Source organism: Sulfitobacter sp. SH24 (assembly GCF_965641895.1).
Classification (GTDB): Bacteria; Pseudomonadota; Alphaproteobacteria; order Rhodobacterales; family Rhodobacteraceae; genus Sulfitobacter; species Sulfitobacter dubius.
Genome location: NZ_OZ282575.1, coordinates 1,144,715 through 1,169,763, shown reverse-complemented (window position 1 = coordinate 1,169,763; position 25,049 = coordinate 1,144,715). Strand labels below are relative to the sequence as shown.

The 25,049-nt window shown below is 61.5% G+C and carries 25 protein-coding genes; 7 read left to right on the top strand and 18 right to left on the bottom strand.

Annotated elements, in window-relative coordinates; genetic code table 11:
• Positions 1-3: 3 nt before the first annotated feature.
• From ACSQ16_RS08340 to ACSQ16_RS08295, 10 genes are all read right to left on the bottom strand, one after another.
• The gene (locus ACSQ16_RS08340) at positions 4-483 is read right to left on the bottom strand and encodes a hypothetical protein (RefSeq protein ID WP_243260979.1); all 480 of its coding nucleotides are present in this window, start codon (positions 481-483) and stop codon (positions 4-6) included.
• Positions 484-563: 80 nt separating this feature from the next.
• Entirely contained in the window at positions 564-971 is a 408-nt protein-coding gene (locus ACSQ16_RS08335) for a hypothetical protein (RefSeq protein ID WP_243260980.1), read from the bottom strand.
• Between the two features lie 104 nt (positions 972-1,075).
• Positions 1,076-3,058, bottom strand: a complete 1,983-nt coding sequence (gene rpoD, locus ACSQ16_RS08330; protein ID WP_093927159.1) for an RNA polymerase sigma factor RpoD — start codon at positions 3,056-3,058, stop codon at positions 1,076-1,078.
• Positions 3,059-3,194: 136 nt separating this feature from the next.
• The gene (dnaG, locus tag ACSQ16_RS08325) at positions 3,195-5,189 is read right to left on the bottom strand and encodes a DNA primase (protein ID WP_243260981.1); all 1,995 of its coding nucleotides are present in this window, start codon (positions 5,187-5,189) and stop codon (positions 3,195-3,197) included.
• Positions 5,190-5,303: 114 nt separating this feature from the next.
• A complete protein-coding gene (locus ACSQ16_RS08320) occupies positions 5,304-5,612 on the bottom strand; it encodes a hypothetical protein (protein WP_243260982.1) in 309 nt (102 codons plus the stop codon).
• Positions 5,613-5,663: 51 nt separating this feature from the next.
• Complete coding sequence (locus tag ACSQ16_RS08315) at positions 5,664-6,200, bottom strand: sarcosine oxidase subunit gamma (protein WP_243260983.1); 537 nt, start codon at positions 6,198-6,200, stop codon at positions 5,664-5,666.
• Positions 6,193-9,129: a sarcosine oxidase subunit alpha family protein gene (locus tag ACSQ16_RS08310; RefSeq protein ID WP_243260984.1), complete on the bottom strand. Its 2,937-nt coding sequence runs from the start codon at positions 9,127-9,129 to the stop codon at positions 6,193-6,195. The genes ACSQ16_RS08315 and ACSQ16_RS08310 overlap by 8 nt, the downstream gene beginning before the upstream one ends.
• Positions 9,126-9,398, bottom strand: coding sequence for a sarcosine oxidase subunit delta (locus ACSQ16_RS08305; RefSeq protein WP_243260985.1), 273 nt, complete (start codon positions 9,396-9,398; stop codon positions 9,126-9,128). The genes ACSQ16_RS08310 and ACSQ16_RS08305 overlap by 4 nt, the downstream gene beginning before the upstream one ends.
• A gap of 12 nt (positions 9,399-9,410) precedes the next feature.
• Positions 9,411-10,664, bottom strand: a complete 1,254-nt coding sequence (locus ACSQ16_RS08300) for a sarcosine oxidase subunit beta family protein (RefSeq protein WP_243260986.1) — start codon at positions 10,662-10,664, stop codon at positions 9,411-9,413.
• A gap of 150 nt (positions 10,665-10,814) precedes the next feature.
• Positions 10,815-12,245, bottom strand: coding sequence for a Glu/Leu/Phe/Val family dehydrogenase (locus ACSQ16_RS08295; protein ID WP_243260987.1), 1,431 nt, complete (start codon positions 12,243-12,245; stop codon positions 10,815-10,817).
• A gap of 409 nt (positions 12,246-12,654) precedes the next feature.
• On the opposite strand from ACSQ16_RS08295, the gene ACSQ16_RS08290 reads away from it, so the two are divergent.
• From ACSQ16_RS08290 to ACSQ16_RS08280, 3 genes are read left to right on the top strand one after another with little or no spacing between them, the layout of a single operon-like run.
• Positions 12,655-14,034, top strand: coding sequence for a Tad domain-containing protein (locus ACSQ16_RS08290; RefSeq protein WP_243260988.1), 1,380 nt, complete (start codon positions 12,655-12,657; stop codon positions 14,032-14,034).
• Complete coding sequence (locus ACSQ16_RS08285) at positions 14,031-14,570, top strand: TadE/TadG family type IV pilus assembly protein (protein WP_093925728.1); 540 nt, start codon at positions 14,031-14,033, stop codon at positions 14,568-14,570. Before ACSQ16_RS08290 ends, ACSQ16_RS08285 begins: the two co-directional genes overlap by 4 nt.
• Positions 14,570-15,118: a TadE/TadG family type IV pilus assembly protein gene (locus ACSQ16_RS08280; protein WP_093925727.1), complete on the top strand. Its 549-nt coding sequence runs from the start codon at positions 14,570-14,572 to the stop codon at positions 15,116-15,118. Before ACSQ16_RS08285 ends, ACSQ16_RS08280 begins: the two co-directional genes overlap by 1 nt.
• A gap of 20 nt (positions 15,119-15,138) precedes the next feature.
• Here the strand turns inward: ACSQ16_RS08280 and ACSQ16_RS08275 are convergent, their stop codons facing one another.
• From ACSQ16_RS08275 to ACSQ16_RS08255, 5 genes are all read right to left on the bottom strand, one after another.
• Positions 15,139-15,675 (bottom strand): hypothetical protein, encoded by a 537-nt coding sequence (locus tag ACSQ16_RS08275; protein ID WP_243260989.1) that lies wholly within the window; start codon positions 15,673-15,675, stop codon positions 15,139-15,141.
• Between the two features lie 123 nt (positions 15,676-15,798).
• Complete coding sequence (locus ACSQ16_RS08270) at positions 15,799-16,308, bottom strand: periplasmic heavy metal sensor (RefSeq protein WP_243260990.1); 510 nt, start codon at positions 16,306-16,308, stop codon at positions 15,799-15,801.
• A gap of 1 nt (position 16,309) precedes the next feature.
• Positions 16,310-16,672, bottom strand: a complete 363-nt coding sequence (locus ACSQ16_RS08265) for a hypothetical protein (RefSeq protein WP_243260991.1) — start codon at positions 16,670-16,672, stop codon at positions 16,310-16,312.
• Positions 16,665-17,261: an RNA polymerase sigma factor gene (locus tag ACSQ16_RS08260; RefSeq protein ID WP_243260992.1), complete on the bottom strand. Its 597-nt coding sequence runs from the start codon at positions 17,259-17,261 to the stop codon at positions 16,665-16,667. Before ACSQ16_RS08260 ends, ACSQ16_RS08265 begins: the two co-directional genes overlap by 8 nt.
• Positions 17,262-17,307: 46 nt before the next feature.
• The gene (locus ACSQ16_RS08255) at positions 17,308-17,910 is read right to left on the bottom strand and encodes a calcium sensor EFh (RefSeq protein WP_243260993.1); all 603 of its coding nucleotides are present in this window, start codon (positions 17,908-17,910) and stop codon (positions 17,308-17,310) included.
• 217 nt (positions 17,911-18,127) lie between these two features.
• Here ACSQ16_RS08255 and ACSQ16_RS08250 point away from each other — a divergent pair, with 217 nt between their 5' ends.
• Positions 18,128-18,544 (top strand): DUF983 domain-containing protein, encoded by a 417-nt coding sequence (locus ACSQ16_RS08250; protein WP_243260994.1) that lies wholly within the window; start codon positions 18,128-18,130, stop codon positions 18,542-18,544.
• A 41-nt stretch (positions 18,545-18,585) separates the two neighbouring features.
• The gene (locus tag ACSQ16_RS08245) at positions 18,586-19,281 is read left to right on the top strand and encodes an NUDIX hydrolase (protein WP_243260995.1); all 696 of its coding nucleotides are present in this window, start codon (positions 18,586-18,588) and stop codon (positions 19,279-19,281) included.
• Here ACSQ16_RS08245 and ACSQ16_RS08240 read toward each other — a convergent pair.
• The 3 genes from ACSQ16_RS08240 to ACSQ16_RS08230 are packed head-to-tail and all read right to left on the bottom strand — an operon-like array spanning position 19,278 to position 21,834.
• A complete protein-coding gene (locus ACSQ16_RS08240) occupies positions 19,278-20,198 on the bottom strand; it encodes a DMT family transporter (protein WP_243260996.1) in 921 nt (306 codons plus the stop codon). The two genes, ACSQ16_RS08245 and ACSQ16_RS08240, sit on opposite strands and share 4 nt — an antisense overlap.
• A 47-nt stretch (positions 20,199-20,245) precedes the next feature.
• Positions 20,246-20,791, bottom strand: coding sequence for a lipocalin family protein (locus tag ACSQ16_RS08235; protein WP_243260997.1), 546 nt, complete (start codon positions 20,789-20,791; stop codon positions 20,246-20,248).
• Positions 20,791-21,834 (bottom strand): aldo/keto reductase, encoded by a 1,044-nt coding sequence (locus ACSQ16_RS08230; protein WP_243260998.1) that lies wholly within the window; start codon positions 21,832-21,834, stop codon positions 20,791-20,793. Before ACSQ16_RS08230 ends, ACSQ16_RS08235 begins: the two co-directional genes overlap by 1 nt.
• 154 nt (positions 21,835-21,988) lie before the next feature.
• On the opposite strand from ACSQ16_RS08230, the gene ACSQ16_RS08225 reads away from it, so the two are divergent.
• Positions 21,989-23,212: an MFS transporter gene (locus ACSQ16_RS08225; protein WP_243260999.1), complete on the top strand. Its 1,224-nt coding sequence runs from the start codon at positions 21,989-21,991 to the stop codon at positions 23,210-23,212.
• A gap of 72 nt (positions 23,213-23,284) precedes the next feature.
• Positions 23,285-24,997, top strand: coding sequence for a methionine--tRNA ligase (gene metG / locus ACSQ16_RS08220; RefSeq protein WP_243261000.1), 1,713 nt, complete (start codon positions 23,285-23,287; stop codon positions 24,995-24,997).
• The last annotated feature ends 52 nt before the right edge of the window (positions 24,998-25,049 follow it).

Genomic DNA, 25,049 nt, shown 5'->3' with positions numbered 1-25,049 from the left:
CGTTTAGCACTGCCCCCAAATCTGTGCCTCAGGATCCCAGCATTGGCCCGCCGCCTCTTTCGCATCGCCGATCGCAAAAAGCCCCAATTTCACTGAGCCCGCATCGCAGGCGAGAGAGGCAACTTCATTGTCTTGCTGATAGACTGTCACGCCGCCATCGCTGATCTGATCGAATTTGTCGTAGGAACTGTAGACCTCATAAGAAAACGCACCATTGCGAAAGGTCGCCGCCTCCCAAATCGCGCGGCCGATACCCGGCCATGGTTGGTGTTCTAGCCGCGCCACTGTCGTCGTCAGTGTGAGGTCCGGCGCACTTTCGGGACCGTAGCGATAAGTGACGCTATCCCCGCTGATGCATACATCCAGATGATCTGTCCCGCCGTTGGTTGTACAACTTAGGACAATGGTACTTTCAGGCGCGCAAAGGGCCAGCGCTTGGCTGGCCGTAACGGCGCATATGGCAGTGGCATAGAATAGGCGCATAAGATCAATCCGCTGCTGATTTGCCCGCAGGTTAGGCCCGAACCCGTGGCGGTGACAACGGCCAAAAGGGCAGCTCCCTCTCAGAAATCCTCTAGCTCAATCAGCCGGTCTAGGCAGAACTGCCGCGCGTGGTGGCTTGGCAAGTTCTCCCCGGCGCGGCGCACGGTGACGGAATAGGATTGCCCCGTGTCGCCGCTCACCCGCTCTGGGTCGGTGGTGAAAACGACACCGATACGGCCCATCCCACTTACCGAAGGGCCACGCGGAGTTTTAATGAAAAGCCGTTCGTCCTTTGGCAGACCAAGGACGTTCTCTGCAAAATCCGCTGCTGCGCACCATAGTTGCCGCGCGCCTGCGCCGCGGTCTTCGATCACCTCAAAGTCGCGCGACGTAAGCGGCACGACAGTCAGCCAGTTCTCGGCACGGTAAGCCTGCGCGGCGGCTTGCAGCGGTAGCAGACATATAAGCGTGAGAGCGATTTTGCGCATCGGAGGGATCCTTTCGACGGTATCCCCTAGATGTAAGCGTCTCGCGGAGCAGGTCAAAGACCACCCCACAAAAGAAAGCGCGGCCACTGGGGCCGCGCGTTGTCTTATTGATCCAAGAAGGAGCGTAGTTTGCGCGACCTGCTGGGATGTTTCAGCTTGCGGAGCGCCTTGGCTTCGATCTGACGAATACGTTCGCGGGTCACCGAAAACTGCTGACCAACCTCTTCGAGCGTGTGGTCGGTGTTCATGCCGATGCCGAACCGCATCCGCAGGACACGCTCTTCGCGTGGGGTGAGCGAGGACAGCACGCGGGTGGTGGTTTCCTTCAGGTTTTCCTGAATGGCGGAATCCAGCGGCAGAACCGCGTTCTTATCCTCGATGAAGTCGCCCAGTTGGCTGTCTTCCTCGTCGCCGATTGGCGTTTCGAGAGAAATCGGCTCTTTGGCGATTTTCATCACCTTGCGGACCTTTTCGAGCGGCATCTGCAGCTTCTCGGCCAGTTCCTCTGGCGTCGGCTCGCGGCCGATTTCGTGCAGCATCTGGCGACCGGTCCGGACCAGCTTGTTGATCGTCTCGATCATATGCACCGGAATACGGATGGTGCGCGCCTGATCCGCGATCGAGCGGGTGATCGCCTGCCGGATCCACCATGTCGCATAGGTGGAGAACTTATAGCCGCGGCGGTATTCGAACTTGTCCACGGCCTTCATCAGACCGATGTTGCCTTCCTGAATAAGATCAAGGAATTGCAGGCCGCGGTTCGTGTACTTCTTGGCGATGGAGATGACGAGGCGCAGGTTCGCCTCGACCATTTCTTTCTTGGCCTGACGGGCTTCTTTCTCGCCCTTCTGAACCTGCTGCACGATGCGGCGGAATTCAGAGATGTCGAGACCGACGTACTGACCAACCTGCGCCATGTCGGCGCGTAGCTCATCCACTTTGTCAGATGAGCGTTCGATGAACATCTGCCAACCGCGACCGGACTTCTCGGCCATCCGCTCCATCCAGTTGGGATCAAGCTCGTAGCCGCGGTAGTTGTCGACGAATTCCTTGCGGTTGATGCGCGCTTGGTCGGCGAGCTTCACCATCGCGCTGTCGATCTGCATGATGCGGCGGTTGATGCCGTAAAGCTGGTCGATTAGGGCTTCGATACGGTTGTTGTGCAGGTGCAACTCATTCACCAAAAGCACGATCTCAGAGCGCAGCTTTTGGTAGGTTGCTTCCTGCTCTTTGCTGAACGTGCCGTCCTCGTTCAACGTGGCCGAGATGCGGCTGTCCTGCATCGCGCTGAGCTTTTCGTAATCATCCGCGATGATGTCGAGCGCTTCTAGCACCTGAGGCTTCAGCGCCGCTTCCATGGCCGCGAGGCTCATGTTGGCCTGTTCGTCCTCATCGTCGTCATCGTCGGAAGAGATCGGATTACCGTCAGCGTCGTACTCGGGTTTCGAGTCTTCGCTCTTGGTTTCGCTCCCAGCGGTTGGGGCGACGACGGGTGTGGTCTCTTCCTCATCGCCCATCTGCGTACCAAATGTCGCTTCAAGGTCGATCACGTCACGCAGCAGAATGTCTTCGGAGAGAAGTTCGTCGCGCCAGATGGTGATCGCCTGAAACGTCAGCGGGCTTTCGCAAAGCCCGGCGATCATCGTGTTGCGGCCAGCCTCGATGCGCTTGGCGATGGCGATCTCGCCCTCACGGCTGAGCAGCTCAACACTGCCCATCTCGCGCAGGTACATGCGCACCGGGTCGTCGGTACGGTCAAGTTTCTCAGAGGTACCCGAAGACAGCGCCACATCGCGGTTGGATTCAGTCGTCGCGATTTCGGTCGAGCCTTTGTTCTCTTCCTCTTCGGCTTCCTCATCCTCGATGATGTTGATGCCCATTTCCGAGAGCATCGACATCACGTCTTCGATCTGTTCCGAGCTGACCTGATCGGGCGGGAGCACCGTGTTCAGCTGATCGTAGGTGATATAGCCCTTTTCGCGGGCCTCACCGATCATCTTTTTCACGGCGGCTTGGCTCATATCGAGCGAGTGGCCAGCCTCTGAATCGTTGCTCTTTGCGTCGTCATTCGTATCTTTGGCAGCCATCTCATGCTCCTTCAGCGCGTCAGCGCGAATCATCCGCAGACGATTCGGTTTTCCGAATCATGCGGGGTTATTGGTGATTCTTAAACCCGTTGCCCAGCATTTTCAAAAAGTCCTGCAAATGGGCCACGCTGATGCCTCATCCGCGGCCCTTCGACTTCTCATATTTAATCGTTCCAAGCAGCGCATCCAGTGCACTGCGCTCATCGCGGTCCATGGTCATGCCGTTGTCGCCAACGTCAAATTCACCGTTGTTGTCTTCTTGTGCACTGCGCCGGGCCATGTCGGCGGCGCGGGCTGCTTCGCTCAGACGCCAAGTGACCCCCTCGTCTGCCGGGCCGCTCAGGTCTTCTACGGCTTCGGCAATTTCCTCGTTCAGCCCGCGGGCAGCGTCCAGTTTGGCCAGTTCCTCCGCCACGGTCAGCCGGGTCATTTCGACATTGCCGGGATTGCGGATGCAGGGCGTGATCGCAACGTGGCGTTGCCCCTTCATGTTTTCAAGTGTCTCCCAGCCGAGGGAATAGGAAATCTCTTCGCGCAGCGTCTTTTGACCCGCATGGCCAAAACGCAGCAGCAGATCGCGCAGCCGGGCGTGGTCGGGGTCCGCGCAGCCCATCCCCTCCAGCCCGGTCTCAAAGGTTTCGATCAACTGAGGGCAGTCCACGAGGGCGACGAGGATCACCGCCTCGCGCAGATGCATGCCCACCTGCTCATCGCTCATCGCCACGAGGGCCGAGGCTTTGGTGCTGGCCAATGGGGCCAGCGGTGCACCCCATGGGCTGCCCTTGCCGCCTTTGCCCTTGCCCGGCCCTTTGCCCCCGATGGGTCGGAAATCAGGGCGTTTCTTTTGCGGGCGGAACAGGTCCCACCGCAGGTCTTTGATCTCTTGCCCGTAGTGGCTGCGGATCGACGGATCGCGGATCAGCTTGATCTTTTCGCGCAGGCTTTTGTCCAGCGCGGCCTTGCGTTCGGGGCTGTCGAAAACCTTGCCCTCGGTCTCGCGCTGCCACAGCAAGCGCACCATGGGCAGGGCGCTGTCCAAAAGCTTTTGCAAGGCCCCGGCCCCTTGGGCCCGCAGCAGATCGTCGGGGTCCTGCCCCTCGGGCATCACCGCGAAACGCAGGCTTTGCCCGGCCTCCAACAGCGGCAGGGCCAGATCGATCAATCGAAGCGCCGCGCGCTGGCCCGCCGCATCGCCGTCCAGCGTGATGATAGGCTCGGGCGCGATCCGCCAAAGCATCTGCAACTGGTTTTCGGTAATCGCGGTGCCAAGCGGGGCCACGGCGCCTTCAAACCCCGCCCCGTGCAGGGCGATCACATCCATATAGCCTTCGGCGACGATCAGCGGCTGACCCCGACCGGCGGCGGCGCGGGCGTCTTTCACGTTGTAAAGGCTGCGGCCCTTGTCGAAGAGTTCCGTCTCAGGAGAGTTGAGGTATTTCGCCTTATCCTCCTGGTCCATCGCGCGACCGCCAAAAGCAATCGCCCGCCCCCGCGCATCGCGGATCGGGAACATGATGCGCCCGCGGAAAGTGTCATAGGGCTTGCCCCCCTTGGAGGACGGCTTGGCCAACCCCGCACCAAGGATCAACTCATCCGCCACGCCCTTGGACTTCAGCGCATCCCAAAGCCCCTGCCAACTGTTCGGCGCAAAGCCAAGCTCCCAATGCGCCTGCGCCTGTTCCGAGAGGCCGCGCTTGGCCAGATAGTCCCGCGCCGCCCCCGCAGCCCCGGTGCGCAACTGCAGGCGGAACCACTGCACCGCTTGCTCCATCACCTCGGCCAGTTGCGTGCGTTTGTCGGCCTTGGCCTGCGCGCGGGGGTCTTGCTTGGGCACCGGCATGCCGACTTCCCGGGCGATGATCTCCACCGCCTCCATGAAGCTCACATTCTCGGTCTCGCGCACGAAAGAGATCGCGTCCCCCTTCGCGTGACAGCCAAAGCAGTAGTAGAAGCCTTTGCGGTCATCGACGTGAAAGCTGGCAGATTTCTCCTGATGGAAGGGGCACGGCGCCCACATGTCGCCTTTGCCCTGATTGGACTTTCGGTTGTCCCATATGACCTTACGCCCCACCACTTGAGACAGGCTGGCGCGGTCACGCAGTTCTTCCAAAAATCCAGGGGGCAGGCTCATGACTTCATATACCGGGCGGGGCGGATCAGAGTCCAGAGGAGGCAGGTCAGCCACGGGCAGCAAAGTGCCCCTCCATTCCGGGCAGCGCCCCTGCCCGGCATGGAGTTTGTTAGCTTACTGCGCGAGGCACATTTCTTTCCATGCAGCGGAAAGATCGTTCTTGTTCACATCGCGCATTTTCATCTCATAGACCCAAGGGGTCACCAGCGGGATCGCGGTATTAAAGCTCTCGGGCCATGTCGCTTGGGCCTTCACGGCGGCGGGCACTTCGCGTTCCTTCACCCGGTCCAGCCGCGCCTGCTGCACAGCGGCGACCACGGCGGCCTGATGCATACAGCTGTCTTCTTTTTTCGAGGCCGCCAGCGCCGGGCCCGAGACCGCCATGCTCATCGCGGCCAATGCGGCGAAAATCGTTCTGTTCATGTCTATGCTCCGTTGTTTGCCAAACGGGGATTCGGGCCCCCGCCGGACAACCTAGCGCCGCGATGCCACCGCTTCCATAGCGCGGCGCAATTCCTGCACCAATGTGGCGGCCATCGACCGATAGACCATCAGCAGAAACCCGGTCTCGGTGCGGGTGATCGAGGCGGGCATCTCCCGCAATTGGCTGCGCAGAGTATCGCCGGGTTCGAAGACGCTGTCGCGCAGGTCCACCGGGGCCAAACGCGCCAAGACGTCTTCGGCCCCCGGTCCCTGCAACTCCGCCACCGCCCATCCGTCCGAGACATCGACAAGGGCTGCATGTTTCGCAAGGGCCTCATCCGGCGTAGGCCCGACAAGCAGCGCCTCTTCCCGGCCAAACCACAGGCATTGGGCATCGCCCTCAGCGGTGCTCTGAAGTGGCTCTGGCAGTGCAACCCCATGGGCCGCCTCAAGCGCTTTGGAGAGGCCCGCCCGATCAAACACGCCCAGCACGGTCAACTGGCCCAGATCACGAGCCGCCACCGTCATGTCACCGATGTGCAGCGGGAGCAGATCGCCGAACGGCGTTTGCGCTTTCAATTCAACCACGGGCGCGCCCTCCTTCCGGGTCCACAAAGACCGGGGCGCAGATCTCCACCTCCGCCTCAATCTCGCGCAGATGATCGACCATGCGCATCACCTCTCCGTGCCGCTGACGGCCCTGCGTAACAAAGCCCAGCCCGATAAAGGTGCCGATATCCGGCGAAAAGCCGACCGAGGTCGTATGCCCCTGCGCATTCTCGCGGCTGGCTTCGGCCCGGGCTTCGAACAGAAACGCCCCTGCCGTGAGTTGTTTCACCGCGCCGACGGGTCGCAGCCCGACCAATTGCGCGCGGTTTGGGTCGCGCAGGCCGGGGCGTTCGGACATGGTCTTGCCGATGCAATCCTTAGCGTCCGACACCATGCGCTCCATGCCTATGTCGCCCGCCGTAGCGCGCCCATCGATCTCCGCGTGTGTGATATGGCCCTTTTCCAGCCGCAACACGTTGAGCGCCTCCATCCCATAGGCGCCGCCCTCCAGCGCCTCGGCCCCGGCGACCAGCAGGTCGAACAGCGCCGCGCCATAGCGCGCGGGCACGGCGATCTCATAGGCATGTTCGCCAGAGAAGGAGATGCGGAATAGCCGCGCATCCACCCCGCCAAGCCGCACATCGCCGCAGGCCATGAAGGAGCAGCTGTCATTGTCGATTGGCTGCTCCAGCAGCCCGTTCAACAATTCACGAGACTTCGGCCCCGCCACGGCAAATTGCGCCCATTGTTCGGTGACCGAGGACAGATGCACCTGCCAGTTTGGGTGCAAGCATTGCGTCACGAATTCCAGATGGCGCATCACCTCACCGGCAGCGCCGGTGGTGGTGGTCATCAGGAAATGCGACTCGCCCAACCGCGCGCAGGTGCCGTCGTCCATGACGAAACCATCCTCGCGCAGCATCAAACCATAGCGCACTTTGCCGACCTTCAAGGTGCTGAACTTATTAGTATAAACCAGATCAAGCAGCTTGGCCGAATCCGGCCCTTGAATGTCGATCTTGCCCAAGGTTGAGACATCGCAGACCCCAACCGTGTTGCGCACAAAACCGACCTCCCGGTCACAGGACTGCCGCCAGTTGCGTTCCTGCCCGCGTGGGAAATAGCTGGGGCGATACCACAGCCCCGCCTCCACCATCGGGGCGTTCATGGCAAGGCTGGCCGCATGGCTGGTGGTCAGCCGCTCGGGCGCAAAGCCCTTGCCCTGCCCGCCCGCTCCCATCGCTGCAATCGCAACCGGGGTATAGGGCGGGCGGAAGGTGGTCGTGCCCGTCTCGGCGATGCCGCGCCCCCTGGCATCGGCCAGAACCGCCAGCGCCGCAACGTTGGAATTCTTGCCCTGATCGGGGGCCATGCCTTGGGTCGTGTAGCGTTTCATATGCTCGACTGAGCGGAAGCTCTCTGCCGCCGCCTGTTGCACGTCTTTCACGCAGACATCGTTCTGGAAATCCAGCCACGCCCGGCCCTTGCCCGGCACCGCCCAAAGCGGGGCAAGGCGGTAGGGCGCGTCATCGGCCTGCGGCAGGTCCATGGGCTCTGGCTTGCGGCCCAAAACCTCTAGCGCGTCCCCTGCCGCCGCCACACCCGCCGCAAGACAGCCGTGGGTCGAGAAGGTGCCGTTGCAGGCCCCCGCAACAAGCATCCCCGGCACCGCGCCGGGGGTCGGGACAAAGGCGTGGATATCGGGCTCCCACGTCGGTCGCGCGCCCAGATGGCAGGTCAGATGCAGCGAGGGGTTCCAGCCGCCCGACATGGCCAGACAGTCGGCCTGTATCTTATGCTCTCCGCTCGCTGTGCGGATAGTCACGGCCTCCAATTCCTTGCGGCCCGAAGCGTTGCAGACCACGGCCCCGCGCAGGACCGGAAAATCCGCGCTTTCAATGCTGCCCCCCTCACGGCTGTCGATCAACGCGACCACATGCACCCCCGCCGATGCCAGATCGCGGGCGGTGCGATGGGCGCCGTCGTTGTTACCGAAAACCGCGACCTGCTTGCCCGGTGCCGCGCCCCAGCGGTTCAGATAGGCCCGCACCGCACCCGCAGTCATGATGCCGGGGCGGTCGTTATTGGCGAATGCCACCGGGCGCTCCAATGCGCCGGACGCGAGGATCGATTGCTTGGCCGCGATGCGCCAAAAACACTCCAGCGGCGCGCCTTCGCCCCGCCGCGCGCGGTGTTGGTTGACCCGCTCCAACGCGCCGAACATGCCGCCGTCATAGGCGCCGGTGACCGTCGTGCGGGGCATTAGCCGCACATTGTCCATCGCCGCGAGTTCCGCCACAACGCCCGCCGCCCATGCATGACCCGGCTGGCCATCGACGTGCTCGTTCTCGGCATTCAGCCGCCCGCCCATCAGCGCGTCTTCGTCGGCGAGGATCACATCCGCCCCCGCCCGCGCCGCTGTCAGTGCTGCCATGAGACCCGCCGGGCCTGCGCCGATCACCAAGAGATCGCAAAAGGCATAGGCTTTCTCATAGGCGTCGGCATTGGGCTGGCCGCTCAGCCGACCAAGCCCTGCCGCGCGGCGGATCACTGGCTCGTAGACATGTCGCCAGAACCGACGCGGCCACATGAAGGTCTTGTAATAGAACCCCGCCCCCAGAAAGGGCGCGCCAAGGTCGTTTACCGCCATGAGATCAAAATCAAGGCTCGGCCAAGCGTTCTGGCTGCGCACCTGCAAGCCTTCGTAAATCTCTTGCATCGTAGCGCGAACGTTGGGCTCCGATGCGGGGCCAACCCCGGTGGTCACCAGCGCGTTCGGCTCTTCGCTGCCCGCGCTGAGCACCCCGCGCGGGCGGTGATATTTGAACGACCGCCCAATCAATCGCTGACCGTTCGCCAGCATGGCCGAGGCGACCGTGTCGCCCGCAAAGCCGTCATAGCGCCGCCCGTCGAAAGTAAAGCTGACCGGCGTCTCCCGGTCGATCAATCCGCGCCCTGCGATCCTCATGCCATGGCCCTTTTCACATCAGACGCCAGTTCGACGGCGTGAACCGCATGGGTCACCGTATCGCGGGTGACGACCAGCCACGCGCCGCAACCGCCCTCATGCTGCCACAGGTCGCGGGTCTCTCCCGCCGGGTTGTCGCGCAGGTGAAGGTAAGCATCCCAATCCTCTTCCGAGGCGTCGGGCGCGGGCCGCGCTAAGGCGATGGCATCGCCGCGATAATAAAACTCCCGCCGGTCCCGGCTGCCGCAAATGGGGCATTCAATCCGCATGGTCGCCCTCCCTTAATGCAAGTTGTGCTGAGACCCGGTGGCCTCTTCATCCATCAGACCTTCGCCCGAGCGGAACCGGTCGAGCCGGAAGCCCGCCGCTGTCTCATGCTGCTGCCCGGTGGCCATCAGATGCGCCAGCGCATAGCCCGATGCCGGCACCGCCTTGAAGCCGCCGTAGCACCAGCCGCAGTCGACGAACAAACCCTCGGTCTCGGTCTTGTCGATGATCGGGCTGCCATCGGGCGTCATGTCCATGATCCCACCCCAAGAGCGCAGCACGCGGGCCTTGCCGATCATCGGCATAAGGGTCATCCCGGCCTCCATCACATGTTCCATCATCGGCAGATTGCCGCGCTGCGCGTAGGAGGCATAGAAATCCAGATCGCCGCCAAAGACCACGCCGCCCTTGTCCGACTGGCTGATATAGAAATGCCCCATGCCAAAGCTGATCACATGGTCGATCACGGGCTTTAACCCTTCGGAGACGAAGGCCTGCAGAACATGGCTCTCAATCGGCAGGCGCATCCCGGCCATGGCAGCGACTTGGCCCGAGCGCCCTGCCGTGACGATCGCTACCTTCTTGGCCCGGATTGCCCCGCGCGTGGTCTGCACGCCGCGCACGCGGCCGTTCTCGATGTCGATACCGGTGACCTCGCACTGCTGGATCAGATCGACACCGCGCCGGTCCGCGCCGCGGGCATAGCCCCAAGCAACCGCGTCATGCCGCGCGGTGCCGCCGCGCCGGTGCAGCAGCCCGCCGTGGATGGGAAAACGGCCATTGTCGTAATCCAGATAGGGCAGCAGTTTGCGCAGGCCCGCGCGGTCGAGCAGTTCCGCATCGTCGCCCTGATTGATCATCGCATTGCCGCGCCGGGCCGAGGCATCGCGCTGCGCGTCGGAGTGAAACAGGGTGATCACGCCGCGCTGGCTGAACATCACGTTGTAGTTCAATTCCTCCGACAGCCCTTCCCAGAGCTTCAGCGAATGGCTGTAGAACTCGGAATTGCCCGGCAGAAAGTAGTTTCCCCGCACGATCGTCGTGTTGCGCCCCACGTTGCCACCGCCCAGATAGCCTTTCTCGAGCACCGCAATATTCGTCATCCCGTGGTTTTTGGCGAGGTAATAGGCCGTGCTCAGCCCATGCCCGCCGCCGCCGATGATCACCGCGTCATATTCCGCCTGCGGTTCGGGATCGCGCCATTGGGCCGTCCAACCGCGGTTGCCGGTCAAGCCTTCGCGCAACACACGCAATCCTGAAAAACGCATCGTGATCCCTCCCGCCGTTTCGCGCAGTCAAGCAACTCCGCGCAGAAGTATCAATGACCGAAAAACGCTGTTTGCCGTCCTGCGGTCTTTGACATGCAAAAGGGGCGCCGAGCGCCCCTTTTCTGTTCACTTACGGAAAGGCGTAAGCCTTCAAAGCCCCTTGGCGTGATAGCTCGCCGCGACCTTTGCGATCGAAACGAGATAGGCCGCCGTGCGCAGGTCATCCACATCGTCGCGGCTGTGCCAGACATGGGCCATCGCCTCATAGGCTGTGCGCATCGTGTCGTCCAAACCAGAGCGGACGAGCTCCAATTCGCCCGCACCGCGCAGGTACTTCTCTTTAAAGTTCGGGCTGAGAGTCCAGCCTAGCTCCTTGTCGGCGCTCAGCCGCTCAAGTTCATCCACCACCAACTGGTGGCGCGATTCCTCGGCGCGGCGTTGCATGCGGCCAAAGCGGATGTGGCTCAGGTTCTTAACCCATTCAAAGTAAGACACCGTCACACCGCCTGCGTTGGCATACATGTCCGGCACGATCACGATGCCCTTTTTACGCAGCACCTCATCGGCCCCGGCTGTCACCGGACCGTTGGCCGCCTCGATGATCAGCGGCGCTTGGATACGTTCGGCATTGCTGAGGTTGATAACACCTTCAAGCGCGGCAGGGATCAAGATATCGCATTCCGCTTCCAGAAACTTGGCGCCATCTTCTTCGAACTTCGCATCGGCGTAGCCCTTGATGGTGCCGTGTTTTTCGATCCATTTGTGCACGGCCTCAACGTTCAGCCCGTCTTGGTCATGTAGCGCGCCATCGCGTTCAATGATCGCGGTGATCTTTGCACCATCCTCTTCGCTCAGGAACTTGGCCGCGTGATAGCCCACGTTGCCGAGACCCTGAATGATGACCCGCTTGCCCTCAAGCTTACCGGTCAGACCTGCCTTCTTCATCCCTTCGGGGTCGCGGAAGAACGCGTGGAGCGCGTATTGCACGCCCCGGCCTGTGGCCTCTGTCCGGCCCTGAATCCCGCCTGCGTTGATCGGTTTGCCGGTCACACAGGCCACACCGTTGATATCGGTGGTGTTCATGCGTTTGTACTGGTCCGCGATCCAGGCCATCTCACGCTCGCCGGTGCCCATGTCGGGGGCGGGCACGTTCTGCGCGGGGTTGATCATGTCGCGCTTGATCAGTTCATAGGCAAAACGCCGGGTGATCAATTCAAGCTCATGCTCATCATAGTCGCGCGGGTCGATGCACAGCCCGCCTTTAGAGCCGCCAAAAGGAGCTTCGACCAAGGCGCATTTATAGGTCATCAACGCCGCCAGCGCCTCGACCTCGTTCTGGTTCACGGCCATGGAGTAGCGGATACCGCCCTTCACAGGCTCCATATGCTCGGAATGGACCGAGCGGTAGCCGGTGAAGGTGTGAATACGCCCCCGCAGGCGCACGCCAAAACGCACCGTGTAGGTGGCGTTGCAGACGCGAATTTTCTCTTCAAGACCGGGCGGCAAATCCATCAGCGCGACCGCGCGGTTGAACATCAGGTCCACACTGTCGCGGAAACTCGGCTCATTGGCTGGATTCATCGGTCTCTCCTCTTCTTATCAGGCCGCGTTACCTTTGATTTTAGGCGCGACTCATCTTGCTGCCCTAAGGGCATGCCGCTGCACCGTAGGACGGCTGTTTCCAAGGTGCGACCTAATTAATCGCGAATTACAAAAGTTTATCAACCCAAGGCAGGGTTGGACATTGCCCCCTCCCTGATCAGGGGAAAAACGGGCATCTTCGCAAGGGCGGCGCGCAAGAAACCCGCCCACAACGCTGCCTATTGCCCCATATGCGCCAAACTCTGGCCACTTTCACCTAGCAAAAACTACAGCACTGAAAATGGCGCCCATTCTCTTTGGTGCATCAACAGTGCCAGAAGACGAAAGGTTGATAGCGATGATCAATACACCTCGAAATTCAGGGCGCCTCCCCCGCCGCTTGCCCGCAATGCTTAAGCGTTTTGCACGCGAAGAAGACGGGTTGGTCACGCTTTTTGCCATTCTAATGATCTTGCTGATGATCCTTATGGGGGGCGTGGGCGTCGACCTAATGCGCCATGAGCGTGAACGCGCAAGGGTGCAGGCCGTGGCAGACCGCGCCGTGCTGGCGGCTGCCGACCTTGACCAAACCCTCACCCCTGCAGACGTGGCCCGCGACTACTTCGACAAAGCCGGGATGGCTGATTACGTCTCTAGTGTGAAGGTCGAAGAAGGGCTGAACTACCGCCGTGTCACCGTCGATGCCTCACGTGAACTAAACACCATGTTCATGAGCAAGTTCGGCCAGGACAAGCTGAACGTCCCCGCCAAAGCCACAGCGGAGGAAAAGGTCAACAAAGTCGAAATTTCCATGGTGCTCGATATCTCTGGCTCCATGCGGGAGAATGGCAAAATGGACAACCTCCATGATGCCAGCGATGTGTTTATCGATACGGTGCTAAAACCCGAGAACGCTGATCTGATCTCAATCTCTGTGGTGCCCTATACCGCGCAGGTCAACGTCGGTCAGGACATTATGGATGAGTTGAACGTCAACCAGCTTCATTCCTTTTCCCACTGCGTCGACTTTGACGATAGCGAATTTGATCTTACCGCGATCAGCCAGACCCGCCCCTATGAGCACATGCAGCATTTCGAGGCGGGGTATAGCTGGAACAACCGTCACCGTGACAACACCGGAAGCTACGACAACATCTCCAATCCCGGTTGTCCTAAGCAGAGCTATGAAGAGGTCGCGGCCTATTCCCAAAACGCCACGGCCTTGAAAAACCGCATTGCCAATTTCCGGCCCCGTGCGAACACGGCGATCCATCTGGGCATGAAATGGGGCGTGGCTCTGCTTGACCCGGCATTCCAGCCGATCAATCAAGAAATTAGCGGCGATGCTGCATTTCAGGCGCGGCCAGCGGCTTATAGTGACATCGACACGCTAAAGACGGTGATCCTGATGACCGACGGCGTGAACGTCACGACACGGCGGATCAATCCGCAGGTTTATGCCAACCGCGACCACTATCGCCACTGGAGCGATTACCCCTTCTATTGGTGGCTGAACCGCAATGTCCGTTCAAGTGAACAACACCGCTGGTATTCAACGAAATATACCTCTGGTCAGGCCGATAATTTGCTCGATGACATCTGCGACGCGGCCAAGGCCAAGGGCATCGTGATCTGGTCTATCGGCTTTGAAGTAACCGACCACGGCGCGTCTGTGATGAAAAACTGCGCATCCTCCGACAGCCATTTCTTCCGCGTCGAAGGGGTAGAGATCGTGGACGCTTTTGAAGCCATCGCCCGGCAAATCAACCAGTTGAGACTGACCCAATGATACAGAAAACCATCAAAGCATGGCGCCGGTTTCGCGGTGATGAGAACGGATCAGTGATGCTGATAGAGTTCGCCATCCTGTCTCCGCTGCTCTTTGGCTGCTTGATCATGTCGGTCGAGATGAGCTTTTTCGCGATACGCCACATGTTGCTTGACCGGGGGTTGGACATGACGGTCCGCTTCGTGAGGTTGAACACCAATACGCCAATGTCGCATCAGACCATCAAGGATAAGATTTGCGAGACAGCAGGCTTTTTGCAGGACTGCGAAGAAACCTTGCGTCTTGAGATGATCCGCGTGGACCCACGTGATTTTGCCGCCTTCGATCAATCCCCCGATTGCGTGGACACGTCCATTGATCCCAGACCGGTGCGCGGCTGGAACCTTGGGATCGAACATCAGTTGATGCTGCTGCGCGCCTGCTACCAATTCGAACCCTTCTTCCCGACCACCGGCCTCGGCTATGCCCTAGAGAAAGACGGCGCTGGCCGCGCTTCCATGGTATCAAGCGCGGCCTTCGTACAGGAGCCGAACTGATGTCTGTTCTGTCCTCCCTGCTCGCTCGTTTCAGACAAAACGAAGACGGCTCAATCGCGGTCGAGACGGTAATCATGCTGCCGCTGATGTTCTGGGCCTATCTGGCGATGTATTCGACCTTTGATACCTTCCGCATGTACAACCTCAACCAGACGGCGGCCTATACCATCGGCGATGCGATCTCGCGCGAGACGCAGGCGATTGACCCCGATTATCTAGAAGGCATGCAAGGGTTGTTTGACTATCTAACCCGCGGCACTGGGCAAACGGCGATCCGCGTAAGCTCTGTCTGGTATGATGAGGAAAACGACCGCTATCATACCGATTGGTCACAAGTGCGCGGCAACGTAGAGCCATTAGACAGCGACAACGTGCGCGATTGGCATGACAAACTACCGACCATGCCTGACAATGAACGTGTGACCTTGGTCGAGACTTGGCGTGATTTCGAGCCGCTTTTCAAAACCGGGTTGGAGAAGCGCAACATCCACAACTTTGTCTTTACCCGCCCACGCTATGCCCCGCGCACGGTTTGGTCTGACAGTTAAACCACGGTTTGGTCTAACAGTTAAACGATGTGACGTTCGGCCAGTTTGGCGCGGATGATCTCGGCGATCAGTTTGGTTTCATTGGCTGGGGTCATGCCGCCCACACCAATGCGACGGCCTAGGCTCCACCACAGGCCCAAGCGCCAACCGCGTGGCACGCGGCGGTTGGTCTTGAGCAGGAAACCATTAGAGGGTTTTACAGCAAAAGCACCCTGATCAATGCGCTCGATCTCGTCCAGATGAACGATCACCCGGCCATCAGCGTCACGCAGCGCCTGATCGGTCAGTTCCACGGCACTGGCAGTTGAGCGGCGCATCACCTCGGCAATGGTGATGAACCCAAGGCCGATCAGCCCCAATGCGATTTGCCACCCCAGATCGGGTGAGCGGGTGAACGCGGAGTAGATCAACATCACCCCCAGCCCTGCGAGTGACAAAAGCCCCACCCCACGGCGCGCCGGGGAGGCTTTGGCCGTGGCGAGCACTTCGCCAGCGCCTAATGGCCCCGTGCCAGTCTGATCCGTGCTGGTCTGAACTGTCTGCATACTATCGGTCATCGGCCCGGCTTTCTGATGGGCAGAGGGGCCATGGGAATGCCGCCGATTGCCGTTTTTGTTCACCCTCGGCCTAGCCCGACGCCCAGCAAAGGGCAAGTCCGGGCAGGCCGCGCCCTGCCACCGTCAGCGTTCAGGCTTGGCCGAGCGGCTTCGCTGTTTGCCACGGCTCCAGGCTTCCAACCGTTCTTGCAACTTATCGGCATAGATTTGTCGGGTCTCTGGGGCCATCGCGCTCACCTGTGCCAGCCATGCGCTATGGGCAGCCCCTTGTACACTTGCCGCCGCGTCGCCCTGTGCCGTTAAAATCGCAGCGGCGGCCTCTGGCTCAAAGGGATCGGCGCGCAATGCAGCCAGCATCTGCTCATAAAGCGCGCCGCGTGCTGCACGATCAAGGTGATGCGCCTTGCCGCCTTTGCGCATCTCATTATGCAGATCGCGCCGTGCGTCGGGTGGCAATGCTTGCACATAGGGCGACGCATAACTGCGCAGGCCCGGCAGCGATTTGTTGTCCGGCCCGCCATGTCGCCATAGCGCCCCGCCAACGGCACCTATGATCATCACGTTCAGCGCCAATGACAGACCAAGCGCCCATCGCATCATGCGCACCCGGCGCGGTGTTGGATTCTGTGTCATCTCAACTTTCCTCCATGTCCCAGCCATAACCGCCCCAGTCGGCCGTTGTATCCGTCTCGCCCAGGTCACTTGTCGCATCTGGCCAACTGTTGGAAACGACCTGCCCGGCTAAATCTGGCAAACCTTCGGGCGGCGCCACACCGATCCACACGCCAACCGCTGCCGCTGTGGCCAACCCACTTAGACCTGCAGCGCCCCCCAAGAGCTGCCAAAGCGCGCGGTGCCATGGTTGGCGCGGCGCTTTGGGCATATAGGCTTGGGCATCGCCCAAGACGCGCGCCTGCAAATCCGCCGACACCTGTGGCGGGTTGGCACGGGCCGCAGCAAAGAGACCTTCTAGTGCGTCGTCGTCAAAATCATTCATTTTCAAACCCCAATGCGTCCCGTTGCGCAGATAGCTGCGCGGCCAACGCCCGTTTACCCCGCGCGGTCAGGCTCTCCACCGCTTCGACCCCAATGCCCAAAACCTCGGCAATCTCGGGGTTTGCCATGCCGTCAATATGCCGCAATACCACCGCCTGACGCTGCCGGTCGGGCAGGCTGGCAAGCGCCTGTTGCAGCGCGTCCACACGGGCCGTCTGCTGCATCCTCTGTGCCGCGCCGGGTGTCGGATCGGCGGGTTCGGCCACGTCATCAAGACCCGTCGCCCCCGCACCGCGACGCCGCAGGCGGTCGGTGCAGAGGTTGGCCACAACTCGGTAGACCCATGTCGTAACCTTGGCCTCTCCTGTGCGCCACTTTGGCGCTTGGCGCCACAGACGCAACATCGCCTCTTGGGCCACATCCTCTGCCTCGGCCCGGTCGCCCAGCACCCGCAGCGCGTGGCCGTGAATGCGCGGCACCAGCCGGGCGGTCAACAGCCGCGCCGCTGCCGCATCGCCACTGGCGTAGCGCTGTAACAACTCGGCATCCGCATCCTGCTGCTCGTCGGACAAATCCTGCATCCCGTCCATCGCTAAGGCCCGGGCGCGCCATGATCAAGCGCGCCCGGCGCATCAATTAGTCGCGCTGCGGCTTGTCATGGTCCATCTTGTGGCCCTCGCCGTGCCGCTTGCCATGCATTTTCTTGGCCGCTTCGAACTCTTCGGCGCTGATGCTGCCGTTCTCGTCCTTGTCCAGACGCTCGAACATCTTGGCGGGGTCGTGGCGCTGCGTCATTTCTTCCATCGACAGCTTGCCGTCGTCATTGGCGTCCATACGCTCGATCATGCGCTCGCCGCCTTTGTCACCGCGCTTGCCATCCTTTTTGCCGTCGCGTTTGTCACCGCGTTTGTCACCCATGGCTTCCAACTCAGAGGCGTCGAGGCTGCCGTTGCCATCGGTGTCGAAGCGCTCCAGCATCTTGGCCGAACGCTCGGCCCGGCGCGCATCGCCTGCGGCTTTCAGTTCTTCACCAGTCACGAAACCGTCGCCATCGGCGTCAACCTTGGCAAAACGCGCCTCGGCATGGGCCTGAAACTCTGCCTGTGTGATCTCGCCGTTGCCATCAGCGTCAAGCTGCTGGAACCGGTCTTGCCCGCTTTGCTGCGCGGTGGCGGCGACGGCACCGATGGCCAACAATCCGCTGAGGGCTGCGATCTTCATGTTTGTACGAATGGTCATCTTGATACTCCTCGTTTTTTAAAGACCGTCTCACGCTTTTGCGCCGCGATCACAGGGTCAAACGGCTGGCGCCAGAACTTCCGTCGCAGGTTTTCGACTTTTTTTTAAAAAGGCACCACAGCCCCAGCCTGCGCGACATGGCGCCGCAACGGCAGCCTCGGGGCTTTTCATTTCACGCCTCAGGTTGCATCTATCCCCCAACCAAAGGATCGCTTCCATGTCACAGACACAGCAACTCTCCCCCGACACCGTAGAGGCCCAAGACAGCGAAGAGCGGCCCCGCCTGCCTGCCATGCTGCGCGGCTGGCGTGGCAAATGCCCCTCTTGCGGGGGCGGGCAGTTGTTGCACGGCTATCTTAAGGTGAATGACGACTGCGCCGTCTGCCGCCAAGAGTTCCACCACCACCGCGCCGATGACGGCCCGGCCTATCTGACCATTCTACTCGTCGGTCACCTGCTGGCACCGGGGCTGCACATCGCCTTCGTCGTTTGGCGGCCCGAGCCTTTGACGCTGTTCACCATTTTTGCGGTTGGCTGCACGGCGCTGTCGCTCTACCTTCTGCCCAGACTGAAGGGGGCCATGATCGGCTTTCAATGGGCCAAAAGGATGGGCGGCTTCGGCGGCACCACCTAAAGCCGCCCGCCCTTCGGCCCAAACCGCCGGAGCATCGCCGCATGACAATCGACAAGACCAAAATCCGCAACGCAGCCACGGTGATCGTGCTGCGTGATCGTCATGTGACCCCGCATATCCTGATGGGGCAGCGGGGGGCCAAGGCGGCATTCATGCCCAATAAATTCGTTTTTCCCGGTGGAGCGGTGGACGCAGCCGATGCGCGCGTGCCGCTGGCCGCCCCGGTGAATGAACTCTGTCACGGCAGGCTCTGCGACGATGCAGAACCGTCCTTGGCACATGCCATCGCCGTCGCGGCCATCCGTGAGTTGTGGGAAGAGACCGGTCTGGTGCTGGGCCGCAAGGGCGCGTGGGAGGGCGACGTGCCCGCCGATTGGCAGACCTTTGCCGCTACGGGGCACTTGCCCGACGCCTCTGCCCTGCAATTCGTGTTTCGCGCGCTGACACCTCCGGGCCGTCCGCGCCGCTTTGATGCGCGGTTCTTTCTGGTCGACGCCGAAGACATCGCCAGCGATCCGGATGATTTCGATGCCGCCTGTGATGAGCTTTCGCATCTACAATGGGTGCCGCTCAGCCGTGCGCGCTCCTTTGACATGCCCTTCATCACCGAGGTCGTGCTGGCCGAAGTCGCCGCCCGCGCGCGCGACACAAACCCGCCCGCCTCGGTGCCGTTTTTCAAGAACAACGACGAAGAAAGCCTGTTTCTGCGCCTGCATGGCCGCCCGATGCCGGGTTAAGTCACCAGCACCAGCATCAAGATAGAGACCGCGAGCACAGCCATCCCCGTCCATTCGCGCCCCGAAATCCTTTCGCGGAAAAACAGGGTTGAGGCGGCGATGCTCAGCATCAACTCCACCTGCCCTAAAGCCTTCACATAGGCCGCGTTTTGCAGGGTGAAGGCGATGAACCAGCACAGCGAGCCACCCATCGAGGTCAGCCCAATCCAGACCGCCACCCGCCGCGCCGCCCAGACCCGCCGCATCTGCCCCGGTTCGCGCAGGCGCAGCCAAACGGCCATGATCAGCGTCTGCATCAGCACCACCGCCGCCAGCGTCACGCCCGCGCGCAGCAGCGGATCGTCTGAAACCACGGCCAATGACGCGCCCCGATAGCACACCGCCGAAATTGCGAAGAGAAACCCCGAAGCGATCCCCAGCCCCGCCGCGCGGTTGCGCAGATCGGCCAACCGCAGCCCCTTGGCCTCGGCCCCGCCAGAAAGTAGCAGCAGCCCCACCACGCCAAGCGCAATGGCCGCGAACCCCGCGCCCGAGACACCTTCGCCCAACACGATCCAGCCCATCAGCACAGTCTGGATCACCTCGGTTTTCTTAAAGGTGATGCCCACGGCAAAGTTGCGTTGCTTGAACAAAAGCACCACGCAGACCGTCGCCATAATCTGCGCCGTGCCGCCCATCAATCCATAAAGCCAGAACCCCGGACCAAGCGTGGGCACCCCCTGCCCGCTAAGCCCCAGATAAAGCGGCAGCAGCACGGCCACGAATGGCGCGGAATACAGGAAGCGCGAGAAGGTCGCCCCGCCCGCCGACAGGGTATCGGTCGCCAGATGCTTTTGCAGCATGAAGCGCCCGGTCTGAAAAACGGCGGCAGCAAGGGTGACGAGGATCCACAGATCGGGGGCGAAAATACTGTCCATAAAAGCCTATAGGCCGAAGCTTGGCGGCAGTGCCAGCGCCGTCACGGTCAGCGCCTCATTTGCAGCGCACTGATGTCATAGCCGTTGAAATCCAAAATTTCTTGCGCCGCGGTGATCCGGTCTTCGCCGCCTGTCGCCTGACGGTCAAGGATCCAGCCATAGCCCCCCTCGGGGCTGCCGATGGCGGCGGTGCGGAAGCCTTCATCGACCCAAAGCACCCAGAAGGCGCGCTCGGCCCCACCCACGGCGGCGCGCATGGTATAGCGCCCCGGCCCCTCTTCGCTCAGCGCCCAGAGGTCGCGCCGGTCGGTGCAAACCCCGGCGGCATCGCACGCCTCTCGGGTTTCGATCAATGTCGGCCCCTGCGGCGCGAAAGTCACTGCGAGCAGATTGGCGTCCCCCGGAAAGGCCGCACGGATCTGCCAATCACCGCCAAACCGCGCCGCGTCATAGCGGCTGGTGGCCCCGATCAGCGCGTCGGCATTGCGAAAACCGGTCTGCACGGGGGGCGGTTCGCTGCGGTTGCAGGCCGCCAGAGCGCCGAGCAGTAAAAGCACAGCGGCACGACGCGCCCAAGGGATTGAACAGCCCATCAATAAGGCATCGGATGGGATTTATGCGCCGCATCAAGGTCGGCCATCACCTCATCGCTCAGGGTCAGGTCGGCCCCGCCAAGCGCAACATCAAGCTGCTCAAGGCTCGTCGCGCCAAAGATCACCGAGCCCATGAAGGGCCGCGTGGCACACCATACCAGCGCCATTTGCACGGGGTCGAGGCCGTGTTTCTGGGCCACTTCAAGATAGGCCGCGACCGCCTCAAAAGCGCGCGGCGTGACGCGACCGCCCAGGTCTTCGTTCAGCGACAGACGCGATCCGGCGGGGATTTTTCCGCCCTGATATTTCCCGGTCAGCAACCCGGCGGCGAGCGGCGAAAAGGCCAGCATGTCGATCTGCTCATTCACGCAGGTCTCAGAGACATCGGTATCGGCCAAACGGCACATCAGCGAATATTCGTTCTGCACCGAGATCGGGCGCGGCCCGCCCGTGCGCTCGGCCACGGCGGCCCATTGGGTCAGCCCCCATGCGCTTTCGTTGCTCAGACCAAAGGCGCGGATCGTGCCACGCTCAACCTCGCGCTGCAGCGCGCCAAGGGCGTCTTCCATATGGGCGATTGTCTCCGCCCGGTTCTGACCGGACGGGTCAAAGGTCCAATTCTTGCGGAACATATAGCTGCCGCGGTTGGGCCAGTGAAATTGGTAAAGGTCGATGTAATCCGTCTGCAACCGCTTCAGCGACCCTTCGATGGCACCGGGGATCGTGTCGGATGAAATCGGCGCACCATCGCGGGCGTGTTGCATCCCCTCGCCGGAATGTTTGCTGGCCAAGACCACCTCATCGCGGCGCTTGTCGCGGGCAAACCACTGGCCGATGATCTCTTCCGTCCGGCCCACCGTCTCGGCGCTGATCGGGTTCACCGGGTACATCTCCGCCGTGTCGATGAAGTTGATCCCGGCGTCGAGCGCGCGGTCGATCTGCGCGTGGCCCTCTTCGGCGGTGTTCTGTGTGCCCCATGTCATGGAGCCCAGACAAAAATGCGAGACCTCGATATCGCTAGAGCCGAGCTTGTTCATCTTCATCGTCTGGTCCTCGCTTGTGATTTGCCCGCAACCTAGCCGCCTGCCCGGCCTTCGCAAGGGCAATTGCCGAGCGCCGATCCATAGGCCCCGGCAAAAGCGTAAAATGGCTGCATTCTCCCTTCCCCTCGCCGGGCAATGGACGCAATGTGCGCCTATGCGCCTGCTCATTTCCTTCGCCGCCCTCTTTTTCTCGGTCATCCTTTTGCAACTCTCCACCGGGGGTGTGGGGCCGCTCGACGTGCTTTCAGGCCTACAGCTTGATTTCTCGCGGCAGGAAATCGGTATGCTCGGCTCGGCGCATTTTCTGGGTTTTTTCATCGGCTGCTGGTGGGCACCGCGTTTGATGGGCAGCGTCGGCCACAGCCGGGCCTTTGCCGCCTTCACCGCCGCCGGGTCGATCGGGCTGATGGCGCATATGATGGTGGTGGACCCTTACGCATGGGGCCTGATGCGCGTGGCGTCGGGCATGTGCGTCGCCGGGTGCTATACGGTGATCGAGGCATGGATGCAGGCCAAGGTCACCAATGAGACACGCGGGCGCACCATGGGGGTGTACAGGGTGGTCGACATGAGCGGTTCGCTCGCCGCGCAGCTGATCGTCGGCGTGCTCGCCCCAGCCTCCTATGTCTCCTACAACATGCTCGCCATCGGCTGTTGTGCTGCACTTTTGCCCCTGACGCTGACCAAAGTCCGCCCGCCTGAGACGCCCAACCAACCAAGGCTGCGCCCGCGCCTCGCCTTTGACCGTTCGCCCTTGGCGGCAGCGGGTGTCGTGGTAGCGGCGGTCTCTAGCGCATCGTTCCGGATGGTCGGGCCGATCTACGGGCAAGAGGTGGGTCTCAGCGCCACACAGATCGCATGGTTCCTCGCCGCCTTCGTGCTGGGCGGAGCGCTCGCGCAATATCCGATGGGGATGCTGGCCGATAAATACGACCGCCGCTGGGTTTTGATCTGGCTGTCGGTCGCGGCAATGGGGGGCTGTGCTGTCACGGTGATGGGCGCGGGCTATGGCACCATGGGGATCATGCTTTCGGCAGGGCTGTTCGGAGCCACGACATTCCCGATCTATTCCGTCTCTGCCGCCCATGCCCATGACTTCGCCAGTTCGGACGAGCGTGTCGAACTGTCTGCCGCCTTGATGTTCTTTTTCGCCGTGGGGGCCATCGGCGCGCCCTACCTTGCCTCTGTGCTGATCGAAGGCTTCGGTGCATCGGCGTTGTTCGTGATGATCGCAGCGGCGCATGGGGTTTTGGTGATCTTCGGCCTCGCCCGGATGCGCGCTCGCCCCACACGGACCGACCGCACACCCTACGTCTACGCCCCGCGCACCACCTTCCTCATCGGACGGCTCTTGGGCCGCACCCGAGACCGCGACTAGACTATTCCCGTCTTTTGCTGGCAACAGCGCAGCCCTTGCGATAAGGCTGCGCCAAGCACCGGGAATATTGATATGACACGCCACCTCATCACCTCCGCCATCCCCTATATCAACGGGATTAAACATCTGGGTAACCTTGTGGGCAGCCAGCTGCCTGCGGACCTCTATGCGCGCTACCAGCGTGGCCGGGGGCAAGACGTTCTGTTCCTCTGCGCCACGGACGAACACGGGACCCCTGCCGAACTCGCCGCCGCCAAGGCGGGCAAACCGGTTGAGGAGTACTGTGCCGAGATGTATGCCGTGCAGGCCCGCATCGCCGAAGGCTTTGGCTTGTCGTTTGACCACTTTGGCCGCTCCTCCAGCCCGCAAAACCGCAAGCTGACACAGCATTTCGCGGGCGCGCTGGCGGATCAAGGGCTGATCGAGGAAGTCTCGCAACGCCAGATTTACTCGCCCACCGACGGGCGTTTCTTGCCCGACCGCTATGTCGAAGGCACCTGCCCCAACTGCGGATTCGAGGACGCGCGCGGCGACCAATGTGACAACTGCACTAAGCAGCTTGACCCCGAAGACCTGATCAATCCGCGCTCCACCATTTCAGGCGCGACCGATCTTGAGATGCGCGAGACCAAGCACCTCTTCCTCCGCCAAAGCAAGCTGAAGGACGAGTTGGATGACTGGATCAACTCCAAGACGGATTGGCCCGTACTGACCACCTCAATCGCCAAAAAATGGCTGCATGACGGTGACGGTCTGCAAGACCGGGGCATCACCCGCGACCTTAGCTGGGGCGTGCCGGTGAAGCGCGGCGATCAGGATTGGCCGGGTATGGAAGGCAAGGTCTTCTACGTCTGGTTCGACGCGCCCATCGAATACATCGCCTGCGCGCAGGAATGGGTCGATGAGGGCAAAGGCTCGGACTGGGAAAGCTGGTGGCGCACCGACAAGGGCGCCGACGACGTGCGCTACACCCAGTTCATGGGCAAGGACAACGTGCCCTTCCACACGCTGAGCTTCCCCGCCACGATCAAGGGCTCGGGCGAGCCCTGGAAGCTGGTGGATTACATCAAATCCTTCAACTACCTGAATTACGACGGCGGCCAGTTCTCCACCTCGCGTGGGCGCGGAGTGTTCATGGATCAGGCGTTGGAAATCTTACCGGCGGACTACTGGCGCTGGTGGCTGCTCAGCCACGCGCCCGAGACTTCGGATGCCGAATTCACATGGGAAAACTTCCAAGCGTCGGTGAACAAAGATTTGGCCGATGTGCTGGGCAACTTCGTCAGCCGGATCACCAAGTTCTGCCGCTCTAAATTCAGCGAAGCGGTGCCGGAGGCCGGAGATTACGGCGAGGCCGAACAAGCGCTGATCGAAGACATCACTGCCCGCGTCGCGCGTTACGAGACGCTGATGGAGGCGATGGAAGTCCGTAAATCCGCCGCCGAACTGCGCGGCATCTGGGCGGCTGGCAACGAATACCTGCAGGCCCAAGCACCTTGGACCACCTTCAAGACGGACCCCGACAGAGCGGCGGCACAGGTGCGGCTGGCGCTGAACCTGATCCCACTCTATGCGGTGCTATCGGCCCCATTCATCCCTGCGGCTTCGGCCTCGATGCTCGAAGCGATGAAGGTCGAAGACATGCCTTGGCCCGACGACGTGCCAGCCGCCTTGGGCAAACTCGCGCCCGGTCATGCTTTTGAAGTGCCCGAAGTGCTGTTCGCCAAGATCAGCGATGAGGACCGCGAGAATTGGTCGGAACGTTTCGCGGGCAAGCGAGACTGAGATCAAACGATAGAACAGCGGCTCATGACTAGGGGCCGCTGTTCACGCCCCT

What these genes read in the sequence shown, in the direction of transcription:
- ACSQ16_RS08340 (WP_243260979.1), bottom strand. Translation starts at nt 483, where the DNA reads ATGCGCCTATTCTATGCCACTGCCATATGCGCCGTTACGGCCAGCCAA.
- ACSQ16_RS08335 (WP_243260980.1), bottom strand. Translation starts at nt 971, where the DNA reads ATGCGCAAAATCGCTCTCACGCTTATATGTCTGCTACCGCTGCAAGCC.
- rpoD (WP_093927159.1), bottom strand. Translation starts at nt 3,058, where the DNA reads ATGGCTGCCAAAGATACGAATGACGACGCAAAGAGCAACGATTCAGAG.
- dnaG (WP_243260981.1), bottom strand. Translation starts at nt 5,189, where the DNA reads ATGAGCCTGCCCCCTGGATTTTTGGAAGAACTGCGTGACCGCGCCAGC.
- ACSQ16_RS08320 (WP_243260982.1), bottom strand. Translation starts at nt 5,612, where the DNA reads ATGAACAGAACGATTTTCGCCGCATTGGCCGCGATGAGCATGGCGGTC.
- ACSQ16_RS08310 (WP_243260984.1), bottom strand. Translation starts at nt 9,129, where the DNA reads ATGAGGATCGCAGGGCGCGGATTGATCGACCGGGAGACGCCGGTCAGC.
- ACSQ16_RS08305 (WP_243260985.1), bottom strand. Translation starts at nt 9,398, where the DNA reads ATGCGGATTGAATGCCCCATTTGCGGCAGCCGGGACCGGCGGGAGTTT.
- ACSQ16_RS08300 (WP_243260986.1), bottom strand. Translation starts at nt 10,664, where the DNA reads ATGCGTTTTTCAGGATTGCGTGTGTTGCGCGAAGGCTTGACCGGCAAC.
- ACSQ16_RS08295 (WP_243260987.1), bottom strand. Translation starts at nt 12,245, where the DNA reads ATGAATCCAGCCAATGAGCCGAGTTTCCGCGACAGTGTGGACCTGATG.
- ACSQ16_RS08290 (WP_243260988.1), top strand. Translation starts at nt 12,655, where the DNA reads ATGCTTAAGCGTTTTGCACGCGAAGAAGACGGGTTGGTCACGCTTTTT.
- ACSQ16_RS08285 (WP_093925728.1), top strand. Translation starts at nt 14,031, where the DNA reads ATGATACAGAAAACCATCAAAGCATGGCGCCGGTTTCGCGGTGATGAG.
- ACSQ16_RS08280 (WP_093925727.1), top strand. Translation starts at nt 14,570, where the DNA reads ATGTCTGTTCTGTCCTCCCTGCTCGCTCGTTTCAGACAAAACGAAGAC.
- ACSQ16_RS08275 (WP_243260989.1), bottom strand. Translation starts at nt 15,675, where the DNA reads ATGACCGATAGTATGCAGACAGTTCAGACCAGCACGGATCAGACTGGC.
- ACSQ16_RS08270 (WP_243260990.1), bottom strand. Translation starts at nt 16,308, where the DNA reads ATGACACAGAATCCAACACCGCGCCGGGTGCGCATGATGCGATGGGCG.
- ACSQ16_RS08265 (WP_243260991.1), bottom strand. Translation starts at nt 16,672, where the DNA reads ATGAATGATTTTGACGACGACGCACTAGAAGGTCTCTTTGCTGCGGCC.
- ACSQ16_RS08260 (WP_243260992.1), bottom strand. Translation starts at nt 17,261, where the DNA reads ATGGACGGGATGCAGGATTTGTCCGACGAGCAGCAGGATGCGGATGCC.
- ACSQ16_RS08255 (WP_243260993.1), bottom strand. Translation starts at nt 17,910, where the DNA reads ATGACCATTCGTACAAACATGAAGATCGCAGCCCTCAGCGGATTGTTG.
- ACSQ16_RS08250 (WP_243260994.1), top strand. Translation starts at nt 18,128, where the DNA reads ATGTCACAGACACAGCAACTCTCCCCCGACACCGTAGAGGCCCAAGAC.
- ACSQ16_RS08245 (WP_243260995.1), top strand. Translation starts at nt 18,586, where the DNA reads ATGACAATCGACAAGACCAAAATCCGCAACGCAGCCACGGTGATCGTG.
- ACSQ16_RS08240 (WP_243260996.1), bottom strand. Translation starts at nt 20,198, where the DNA reads ATGGACAGTATTTTCGCCCCCGATCTGTGGATCCTCGTCACCCTTGCT.
- ACSQ16_RS08235 (WP_243260997.1), bottom strand. Translation starts at nt 20,791, where the DNA reads ATGGGCTGTTCAATCCCTTGGGCGCGTCGTGCCGCTGTGCTTTTACTG.
- ACSQ16_RS08230 (WP_243260998.1), bottom strand. Translation starts at nt 21,834, where the DNA reads ATGAAGATGAACAAGCTCGGCTCTAGCGATATCGAGGTCTCGCATTTT.
- ACSQ16_RS08225 (WP_243260999.1), top strand. Translation starts at nt 21,989, where the DNA reads ATGCGCCTGCTCATTTCCTTCGCCGCCCTCTTTTTCTCGGTCATCCTT.
- metG (WP_243261000.1), top strand. Translation starts at nt 23,285, where the DNA reads ATGACACGCCACCTCATCACCTCCGCCATCCCCTATATCAACGGGATT.